Annotated in this window: 8 protein-coding genes; 7 read left to right on the top strand and 1 reads right to left on the bottom strand. The window is 33.3% G+C overall.

The window, feature by feature from the left end:
- The first annotated feature begins 712 nt into the window (after positions 1-712).
- The 6 genes from E7419_07890 (at position 713) to E7419_07865 (ending at position 6,559) form a co-directional block, all read left to right on the top strand.
- Entirely contained in the window at positions 713-880 is a 168-nt protein-coding gene (locus E7419_07890) for a FibroRumin family radical SAM-modified Cys-rich RiPP (protein MBE7015102.1), read from the top strand.
- Complete coding sequence (locus tag E7419_07885) at positions 881-1,033, top strand: FibroRumin family radical SAM-modified Cys-rich RiPP (GenBank protein MBE7015101.1); 153 nt, start codon at positions 881-883, stop codon at positions 1,031-1,033.
- Positions 1,027-2,421 (top strand): FibroRumin system radical SAM peptide maturase, encoded by a 1,395-nt coding sequence (locus E7419_07880; GenBank protein ID MBE7015100.1) that lies wholly within the window; start codon positions 1,027-1,029, stop codon positions 2,419-2,421. Before E7419_07885 ends, E7419_07880 begins: the two co-directional genes overlap by 7 nt.
- Positions 2,421-4,553 (top strand): ATP-binding cassette domain-containing protein, encoded by a 2,133-nt coding sequence (locus tag E7419_07875; protein MBE7015099.1) that lies wholly within the window; start codon positions 2,421-2,423, stop codon positions 4,551-4,553. Before E7419_07880 ends, E7419_07875 begins: the two co-directional genes overlap by 1 nt.
- A gap of 294 nt (positions 4,554-4,847) precedes the next feature.
- Positions 4,848-5,789: a hypothetical protein gene (locus tag E7419_07870; GenBank protein ID MBE7015098.1), complete on the top strand. Its 942-nt coding sequence runs from the start codon at positions 4,848-4,850 to the stop codon at positions 5,787-5,789.
- Positions 5,783-6,559: a hypothetical protein gene (locus tag E7419_07865; GenBank protein MBE7015097.1), complete on the top strand. Its 777-nt coding sequence runs from the start codon at positions 5,783-5,785 to the stop codon at positions 6,557-6,559. The genes E7419_07870 and E7419_07865 overlap by 7 nt, the downstream gene beginning before the upstream one ends.
- Positions 6,560-7,650: 1,091 nt before the next feature.
- Here the strand turns inward: E7419_07865 and E7419_07860 are convergent.
- Entirely contained in the window at positions 7,651-8,310 is a 660-nt protein-coding gene (locus E7419_07860; protein MBE7015096.1) for a hypothetical protein, read from the bottom strand.
- 222 nt (positions 8,311-8,532) lie between these two features.
- Here E7419_07860 and E7419_07855 point away from each other — a divergent pair, with 222 nt between their 5' ends.
- Positions 8,533-9,150, top strand: a complete 618-nt coding sequence (locus E7419_07855) for a histidine phosphatase family protein (protein ID MBE7015095.1) — start codon at positions 8,533-8,535, stop codon at positions 9,148-9,150.
- Positions 9,151-9,807 lie beyond the last annotated feature (657 nt).

Raw genomic sequence — 9,807 nt, 5'->3', positions numbered from 1 at the left:
AATGACCGTATTCAATTAAAAACAAAACTGACACCATTAGAAAAACGATGCCAGTTTGCTTCTTAAAATTTAATATTCTACCATAGGGGGTGTTTTTTGTGCCGTCTGCACAAAATGGTTCACTTCAAAAGAGTGGCTTTAGTTTTTGCTTTGAAGGTATTTTAACAATATTATTATAAAAACTTGCTATCTTGTCAGAAAAAGTATATAATTTTTTAAATATTTTTAGTGTGACAAGAGTTGTTACTGTTACTGAAAGACCCGAAAATGAAATGGGGTAACTCAAAGAGAAAAAATTGAAGAAACTATTTTGAAAAATAAGAACTATTGTTCACGTTGTCAATCTAAATTATCAAAACCCTATGGACTATATGGTGCATTCTATGATGCGAGTCCTTTGCTAAAACTGGAAGTAGATATGCTAGAAAGTTTTATAAATATAAGTACAAAAAATACCGATTATACAAGGTTTACAAAAAACGCTATAAACCCTTACACTACATAGCTTCATCAAATGTGTGAACGATATATGAATGAAATATTAAAAAATAAAAAGCACAATATATTGTGCTAATATTCCTCTGTGGGCACAATATGTTGTGTAAAAACTTGATTTTGCAAAAAATGTAAAAAACATATAACTTGTATATTGACAAAGCTTAATATATATGCTATAATTTGAATAGAAATTAAAGTGTAAAGGAGAGAAAATATGCTTAAGTATGATTCTAAAACATATGATGCTATGCTCGGCAATATAACAGAGAAAACTATACAGGCGGCTGCATCATGTATGTCACAATGTACAGGTTGTATGTGTAGTTGTCGTTGTTCTTGTTCAGGTGGCAAAAAAACAGATTTCGAATGGGAGGTAATTTAAATGAGCGCTAAAGTAAATGAATATGAAAAGCTTTTTGGAAACATTTGTACAGAAATGACTGCAATGGCTCGTTGTGCATGTGTTGCATGTAACTCATGTACTTGTGCTTGCTCTTGCCGTGCGGTTCCAGAAATGGAGGAAATTGCATGGTAAGTTTTTCTCGTTATGCACATAAGTATGATTTGGGTGAAACAGTTGCATTGTATCATTCACTTCGTATGAAACCGGTGTATTTAACAAGAGAAAGTTACGAGAACTTGCAGGCTTGGCTTGCAAGTTCTTTTTCAAATCTCGAGGAAATACCCGAAACAATAAAAAGCGAAGTACTAGAACTAATAAAATGGAAAATTTTAACGAAGTCTTCAGATGAAGATGAGAGAGTGCTTTCTTATGTTAAATCAAAAATTCCGCAACCTGCTATAAATGTATGTTATATGATTTTATCCGAACAATGCAATTTGGCGTGCAAATATTGTTTTTTAGGAAATAACGACGAAAACAAAAGATGCAATTTTGCATTAGAAAATATGCCACAAGAAACTGCTGATAAGGCAATATCATTCTTCATAAAACAGATAAAACTGTCAAATTTGGATACTGAAAAAAACAAGCCTGTACTTATTTTCTATGGTGGCGAACCAATGGTTAACTTTGAAACATTAGAATATGTTGCTAATAAAATCAACAGTTTGCGTAGCGAAGAAAATTGTATAAAAAATATTGAAATGTCAATGGTAACAAATGGGTTGTTACTTAATGAGGAAAGAATTTTAAAGCTCAAAAAACTCGGTGTATCTATAGCTATATCAGTAGATGGTTTTACCGAGGAAGCTAATAGTATGAGAGTTGATATTGCAGGAAAACCGGTTTTTACTCGAATACTTAAAATACTTGACAAATGTAAGCAGTTAGATGTTAATGTGGCATTATCTGTGACATTAAGTGAAGAAACAATAAAAAATACAAAGAACATACTAGATTTAGTGGACAACTATGGTATAAGATCGTTTGGGTTTAATATAATGATGTCAAGCGATACTTTTGTTCTGCCAAATAGCTATAACGAAAAAGCAGCACAATTTATCATTGATGAATTCATTGAGTTGAGAAAAAAAGGTATCTATGAAGATCGCATGATGCGTAAACTAAAAGCATTTACTAAGGCGCAGGTGTATTTCTCTGATTGTGCAGCCACCGCAGGAGGACAAATTGTAATAGCACCTAACGGGCAGGTGGGAATTTGCCATGGTTGTTTGTATGACAAACAATACTTTGTGTCAAGCGTTGATGATGAGACTTTTGATGCGACAAAAGATGAAAATTTTATCGAATGGTCTCAATTAACACCTATTAACAAAGAAGAATGTTTAGAGTGTCCTGCACTAGGTATATGTGGGGGAGGATGTCCAATCAACGCAATGCATTTAAAACCAGGCAACACTATTCATTCGATTGACGAAAGATTTTGCGTTCATTCTAAAAAAACTTTAAAGTTTTTAATAGAAGACTTGTATAGAATTATTTTAGAGAGTGATCAATAATGTCAAACCAAATAATTATAAAAGGAATAGAGACAAATAATTTAAAAAATATAGATATCTCAATAGAAAAAAAGTCTATAAATTTAATAATTGGTCCTTCTGGAAGTGGAAAATCATCTCTAGCGTACGATACTGTTGCACAGATTGGTCAACATGAATTTTTGGCTATGTTCGCAGATGATGTTTTCGAACCTGCATATAAGGTTAAAGCCTTTTACAATATGGTAGCTGCGATTCCAATAAAGCAATCCAATTATAATAACAATTCACGATCGACAATAGGAACATACTTTGGGATTAATAGAAAAGTGGCATTTTTATACGCAAATTTATTAGGCGTTACCGAAGACCAGTTTGTATTAAATAAAGCAAGCAATTTATGTGCAGAGTGCCATGGAATTGGAACAAAAGTTTGCTTGGATGAAAACAGAATAGTAGATTATAACATTCAATTGAAAAAAAATCCTTTTCGTTGTTGGAACAGATATAAAGATTTTTACACACAAATATTAATAGATTTTTGTGCGGATAATTTTATAGATATTTCTAAAACTTTTCGAGAGTTAACAGCAAAAGAAAAGTGGTTGTTGTTGTACGGTGAAAGCGATAAAAAGTATTCTATTAAATACAAAAAAACCAATGCATACTCAAAAAGAACAACTAAGTATTATGGTGTATTGACGGGCACACCGATGTTACTTAATCATTCAATAGGAAAACAATTTTATAGTGAACGATTGTGTCCAATATGTGAAGGAAAAAAATATTCTTCCGAGTTAGAACAACACAGGATTTTGGGACTTTCTATAGGAGAGTTTATGACAACACCATTCACTGAACTCGGAAAAATAATCGATCGATTATCAACAGATGCAAATAACGAAAATGTAAATTTCACATTGAATTCAATAAAAAGTTTTATAGAAAAGGCAATAGAGCTGAATTTAGGGCATTTATTTTTGCATCGAGCCATTCCAACCTTATCAGGAGGCGAATTGCAGCGTTTAAGAATGGTTCAAGTATTCAATACGCAACTTACAGATTTAATAATTGTTTTGGATGAACCGTTGGCTGGGTTATCTGGCAAGGAAAAACAATCTATGTATCAAAATATAATAAATTTATCAAATCGACACACTGTTATAGTGGTTGACCACAGTGACAAGTTTGTATCTAAAGCTAAAAATATAATAGCTTTAGGAGAGGGAGGAGGAGCTAGTGGAGGTAATATTATTGATGAAAATCAATATATAATGGAACAAAAAAGGGTTTTTCCGTTTAAGGTTGCTACGGCTAGTGAAGAACTGCACATAAGTATAAAAAATGATATATACAATTACAAAGGTGTTGATTTGTATGTTGACAAAGGTTGTTTGAATTTGATAACTGGTCCATCAGGTGTAGGAAAATCAACGTTTTTGAGAGAATATTTGCCTCAATATTTTGAATCGTATGATTATATAAATCAAAAACCAATGCTAGGAAATAAAAATTCCTCGGTTGCTACTGTATTAAATATTTTTGGGAGAATATCTGAAATTTTTGCACGAAAATATAATAAAGAAAAGCAATTCTTTTCCAATTTAACTGGCAATGAAGGTGCGTGTCCTGTATGTCAAGGTTCTGGCTATGTTGAATATGGATACGACAACGCAAGCACAAAATTAGAATGTCAAGAATGCGAAGGAACGGGGTTTAATAAGCAACTCAAAAAATATAGAATTGATGGTAACAGTATATTTGATGTGTGGAAAATGACAATAGATGAAGCAAGTTCATTCTTTATAAAACACGATAAAAAGATTAGTGATACTTTAAAAAAAGCATCATCAATAATGCTTGGACATTTGAGAGTGGGGCAACCAACAGGAACGTTGTCTGGCGGTGAAAATATTCGAGTTAAAATACTTAAGGCATTAAAATCAAATGTTGAGGTTTTAGGAATCGATGAACCATTCAAAGGATTAAGCAATAACGAAATATATAGAGTAGTTGAGTTTCTTGATGAATTGAGAAAGGAAGGAAAAACTATAATAGTTATTGACCATACAGAAAATGTAGAGCGATACTTTTCTCGATCTATTATTCTTGAAAATGAAAATGGAATTTTAATAAATTCAAATAACAAATAAAGTATATTATGGTCCAAAATTATATAATCCCCTTAAATTAGACACTTGAAAAACAAAAAGGTTTTCAAGCCTATGCTAAGGGGATTATATTATTTCAAATTTATATGTTTTTCTTTCCTCAAAACATATTTCTATAAAATAACAAAAGCACTTTACAGCTACGCTTACTTTTTATAAGATTGTCAGCGTAGATGTTATGTGAAAAGAGAAAAAACTTTATGTAACATTTATATTGACAAAATAACATTGATTATGTTATAATGTTAAAAATGATGTTATATAGGCGGTGAAAAAGTGATAGACTATATAAGAAACACTTTAGGTGTAGATATAAAGGAGCAAAAATGCGATATATACGCCAAGCTTCCGTTGTATCTTAAAAATGAGTATGAATATAAGCAATATAAAATTGAGGGTGTGGAATGCTTATTTGCAAAGCCGGTTGAATTTTCTTTGATTGCTTATAAGAAGCATTTATCTAAACTGACAGAGTTAACCAAATTCAATATTGTATTGGAGCTTGATAGCATAACACCATATCAAAGAAAGGCTTTAATAGAAGAGAGGATTTCATTTATTGTTAAAGATTATCAAATGTATATGCCTTTTCTTGCGATTTGCTTAACTCAGAGGTTTGAACAAAAAATGATTGTGGAAAAATTTGCACCTTTAACTCAGCTTGCATTCTTATGTATTTTCTACAACAATGTTAAGCTGACTGCTGTGGAGCTTGCAAAGAGATTGGAGTGTACAAGCATGTCTGTAACGAGAGCGTATAAAGAGCTTGTTGATAGTGGACTTTTCAAAATTGAAGTGGATGGAAGAAAGAAGTACATTGTACCTAATTATCAAGGTGGAAGACTTTTAAAAATGGCAGAGCCATATTTAATTAATCCTGTGGAAAGTGTTAACTATATAAGAATTGATAAGAATTTTGAAAAAAAGCATATCTCGGGAATATATGCATTGGGTAAGAAAACAATGTTGGCAGTTAGGGATAATGACAAAAGCTATGCTGTCTCTAAAAAAGAAAGAATAGGTATATTGGATTTAACGCCGAAAGCAACCTATGATGGATATAATGGTATGAAAATTGAAAAATGGTGCTATAATCCTGCCATTTTATCAAAAGATGGCGTAGTTGATGATATTTCATTGATTTTATCACTTGCTGACAATAAGGATGAAAGAGTGCAAATATCAATAGACGAGTTGAAGGAGAAATATGAATGGTAAACGGAATAGAAAAATTTAAAGAAAGCTTCAAGAATTTCAAGGGGCAGTATGCTTTAATAGGTGGAGTGGCTTGCGGACTTTTAATGGACGAAAACGGTATTGATTTTAGAGCCACACAGGATTTTGATATAGTTCTTATAATTGAAGCTATGAGTGAGGATTTTGGTAAAGCAATCTGGGATTTCATTAAAAACGGTGGCTATAAGATAAGGCAAAAAAGCAACGGAGAGCCTGAATTTTATAGATTTAAAGAGCCGACAGATTATTCATATCCAAAGGAAATTGAATTGTTTTCAAGAAAAAGTAATGTGTTAAGCTATGATGAAAATGACAGACTAACACCTATACATATTTCTGATGAAATTTCAAGTCTTTCCGCAATTCTATTAAATGATGAATATTATAGCTTTTTGAGAAATGGACTTGTAGAAATAGACGGCATTCAAACACTAAATTATACTCACATTATTCCATTCAAAGCAAAGGCTTGGCTTGATTTGAAACAGCGCCGTGAAAATGGAGAGAAGGTAGATAGCAAAAATGTCACGAAGCATAAAAATGATGTTTTTCGTCTTTCTCAACTAATATTTAAGGATGATATGATTGAAATAAATGAGCAAGTGCAAAACGATATGAAGCTTTTTATAGACAAAATGAAGGATGAACCCATCGCTTTAAAAGATATTGGAGTGCGTGGCAAAAAGGAAGAAATACTTGAACTTTTAGAAAAAATATACATCCAAAATGCTAAAGTTTTGCTACCTTCATAACTCTTTAAAAATCTACAAAAAATATGATTGACAGTTAGGCGTGTGCTTGTATATATACAAGTGGCTCGGCTTCGCCTCGCCAATACAAGCACACGCCTAACAAAACTGAACTGAAAAAACAAACAAAACAAAAACTCAAAGGCAAGGGAAAAGCCCAAATTGAGTTAAACAAAATACGAAGGCGAGCGAAGTGGGGTTTCGCGCTGAGCCGCTTGCGAAAACACCCACTTTCTCGCTAACGCCTTATTCGTAAATTTTGTATATTTTAAGCTCCACGAAAGTGGAGTTTTCTTTTTGCTGCTCTTTGCGAAATTCCCACTTTTTACATTTAAGTAAAAAATGTTTTTTAATGCTAAGTAAATCTTGGTATTAGAATGTTAGAATTTTTCAAAGGTGAAAAAAGCTTTCACCTTTAAATTATAAAACATTTTCAACCGTGAAGCAGTTCTTCATGGTTGATTGTTAAAATTATTTTCAAATGACCGATAAACCCGGTTATTCGAATGATAAAATTTCTAATATGAAGTAAGTTTTCACATTTATTAAAAATGAAAACATTTTTCTTTCGGTAATAAGACTTCCGGAAGAGATTTTAGAATGAAAATACAGGTTATGTACTACTGTGTAAATACTGTGTACCACTCTTGTCCTACTTCGATATAAAAATATATCGGTTGGACGGAAAAGTGTACCATGTCAGTCACTGTTATTTGATTTTTCGTTAGTGTACAATAAATCTATCAGTAATAAATCATAAAAGCTTTGCACTAAAAAAGAAGTGGTTTGTTAGTGTAGAATGTGATTAAGATAGCTTTTAGTCAAGGTTAAGTAAGAGTTTGATTAAAAACTGTATGACTAAGAAATAAAACTGTGTGAGTCAGTTGGTGGTAAACAAATTTTTCGTTTGCTACAATTAACTTGATATATTTGAGCAGGGCTCGGTGGCCACCCTCTGCTTGATGTATATATAAATTTAAAAGAAAAGAGGAATGCTTATTGATTAAAGGCGTTAAGGTATATTTTGACGGAAGCCATTACATTGGTATTTTGCCAAATTACTACAAAGCCAAAAAGAAAGGTAAAAACAAAGATTATACTGCTGAAATTGATGGTAAAACCGTTGATTTAAAGCAAATGTATAATGAAGCCAGAGATAATAACCGTGATAAAAGCAGGAAGGAACGAAACAAGGTAATTGAAAAGCAATCGGGGAGCTCATTATATAGCTTTGTAATATTAGCAAAGCTGTTTTCCATAGCAGCCATATATTCATTACTCATCCAACCGTAGTTGTGGCCTGCCATATCCGTGTATCCTAAATAAAGGAATGTAAAATCCGTTTCATTTTTTGTAAGATAATCAACTGCTGCGTCTGTTATTATGTCGTTAGCCTTATCGTAGCCATATAGTCTACCCTTGCAAAAATATGAAAAGGCAAGAGAATTTGGCCTTGATAAATCTCTTATTTCCTCCCAGTTATAAAAGAACGCACATGTCTTTTTAGCGTTTAGTAAAACCTCGCACAAGCCGTTTATCGGTCTTACGTTTGGAGTGTAAACGTTGGTGGTTGTTCCGTGGCGCGAGGGGTCAACGCTGTGGAAAAGGGACATATGGCAAGGGAGCGTAACGGAAGGTGTTACCGTTCTTGCATTTAAAGTGTTTTTTGAATTTTCCAAAAGATACTTGGCGTTTTCTGTTTTGATAAGTGCGTCAGGACGCATACCGTCCACAATAGTTACTAAGATCTTCATATAAACTCCTTAAATCAATTTGTGTCTATATTATATCATAATCATAAGGAATAATCAATTCATTTTATGCTTAAAATTAGGCGATAGTTTTTGTTGAAAATGATGTTATAGTGTGGTATAATAAAAGACACCTCTGCGTCTTTGACCGTTTTCAAACACTTTCGTGTTTGCTTTTATGGTACAGTTAGCAATAGTAAAAAAAATCAAAAATTAAGGATTATTATGACGAAATTTATTTTAGTGCGCCACGGACAAAGTGATGCCAATGCAAACGGATATTTAGTTGGAATAAACGAAGCACCTCTTTCCCCTAAGGGAGAAAAGCAAGCAAACGCTGTTAGCGAATATATTTTAAAATCATACAAGGTAGATGTAATTTATTCAAGCCCATTAGAGCGTGCTTGTAACACCGTAAAGGGCGTAGCAGATGCGCTTAATTTACCAATCAATACCGAATATGAGCTAAGAGAATTTAACTTCGGCGATTTGGAGGGCTTAACTCACGAGGAAATAAAAAATAACTTTGATGACAGTTATAGCAAATGGGCAGCCGACCCGGGAACGTTCATTCCACCAAACGGAGAGTCTATGACACAGCTACAAGCACGAGTTATAAAAAAACTAAAGGAAATAGGTAAAAAAGAGGACGGAAAAACCGTTTTAATAGGCTCACATTCCTCTGTAATTCGCTCGCTTCAATGCTATATTCAAGGACTACCGTTATCAAAAATGAAATACACTCCTTGGGTGGTCAACGGCTCAATAGCGGAGCTTAACTTTGACGGAGAAAATTTCTATATCTTCAAATACGGTTTCGACGGACACTTGACAAATTTATAAAACCGAAACAAAGCACCGTGTTTAGCTCTCCTTAACGGCGAATACGCAGACAACAAAAATTAAAGTTTAGAAAGCCAAGCAGTACAAAGGTTTTAAGAATTTATGGGAGTTTATATTAAAATTCAATGTTAATTTCCAACAATGAAGCCAATGGCGTGAACCCCCAAAGCTCATACTTCGCTTCGGGGAACCCCAGCCGCAGATAACTAAACCCACGAAGCCATATACTACAAGGCTTCACGGCACTTTTGAAAAAATCAAAAAGCCGTTATTATGCCAATAGTATGCCAAATTGCAGGCAAAAACACACGAAAAAATTCAATTAAAAACAAGACCACAGGACCTAAAAATCCTGTGGTTCTTTTTGTGCATGTCAAACTCCACACCAAATGCCATTCAAGAATTCCACGAAGCCCGTGTTCAACACTTGTTTAGTAAGCGACAAAGCAAGCAGGCCAATTCTCAACGCACTTGTGCGTAGCTAGTAGTGTCTAGGAGGGCTATGCCCGAAAATGATATACCCCCGTGTATGAAGTGAACCCCATTTAGTGCACAAAAAATAAAAAACCATGACAAAGAACAGGAAGAGGAAATCACCTTTTCCTGTTTTTTAATCTAGTTGTATTGTAAAAAATCAACCAATCTTCAACTAGCAGT

The sequence above is a fragment of the Oscillospiraceae bacterium genome, from assembly GCA_015068525.1.
Classification (GTDB): domain Bacteria; phylum Bacillota; class Clostridia; order UMGS1840; family HGM11507; genus SIG450.
Note: the sequence above shows the minus strand (reverse complement) of the source record. Positions and strands in the feature narration are given on the sequence as shown.

What these genes read in the sequence shown, in the direction of transcription:
- E7419_07855 (MBE7015095.1), top strand. Translation starts at nt 8,533, where the DNA reads ATGACGAAATTTATTTTAGTGCGCCACGGACAAAGTGATGCCAATGCA.
- E7419_07865 (MBE7015097.1), top strand. Translation starts at nt 5,783, where the DNA reads ATGGTAAACGGAATAGAAAAATTTAAAGAAAGCTTCAAGAATTTCAAG.
- E7419_07875 (MBE7015099.1), top strand. Translation starts at nt 2,421, where the DNA reads ATGTCAAACCAAATAATTATAAAAGGAATAGAGACAAATAATTTAAAA.
- E7419_07890 (MBE7015102.1), top strand. Translation starts at nt 713, where the DNA reads ATGCTTAAGTATGATTCTAAAACATATGATGCTATGCTCGGCAATATA.
- E7419_07885 (MBE7015101.1), top strand. Translation starts at nt 881, where the DNA reads ATGAGCGCTAAAGTAAATGAATATGAAAAGCTTTTTGGAAACATTTGT.
- E7419_07860 (MBE7015096.1), bottom strand. Translation starts at nt 8,310, where the DNA reads ATGAAGATCTTAGTAACTATTGTGGACGGTATGCGTCCTGACGCACTT.
- E7419_07880 (MBE7015100.1), top strand. Translation starts at nt 1,027, where the DNA reads ATGGTAAGTTTTTCTCGTTATGCACATAAGTATGATTTGGGTGAAACA.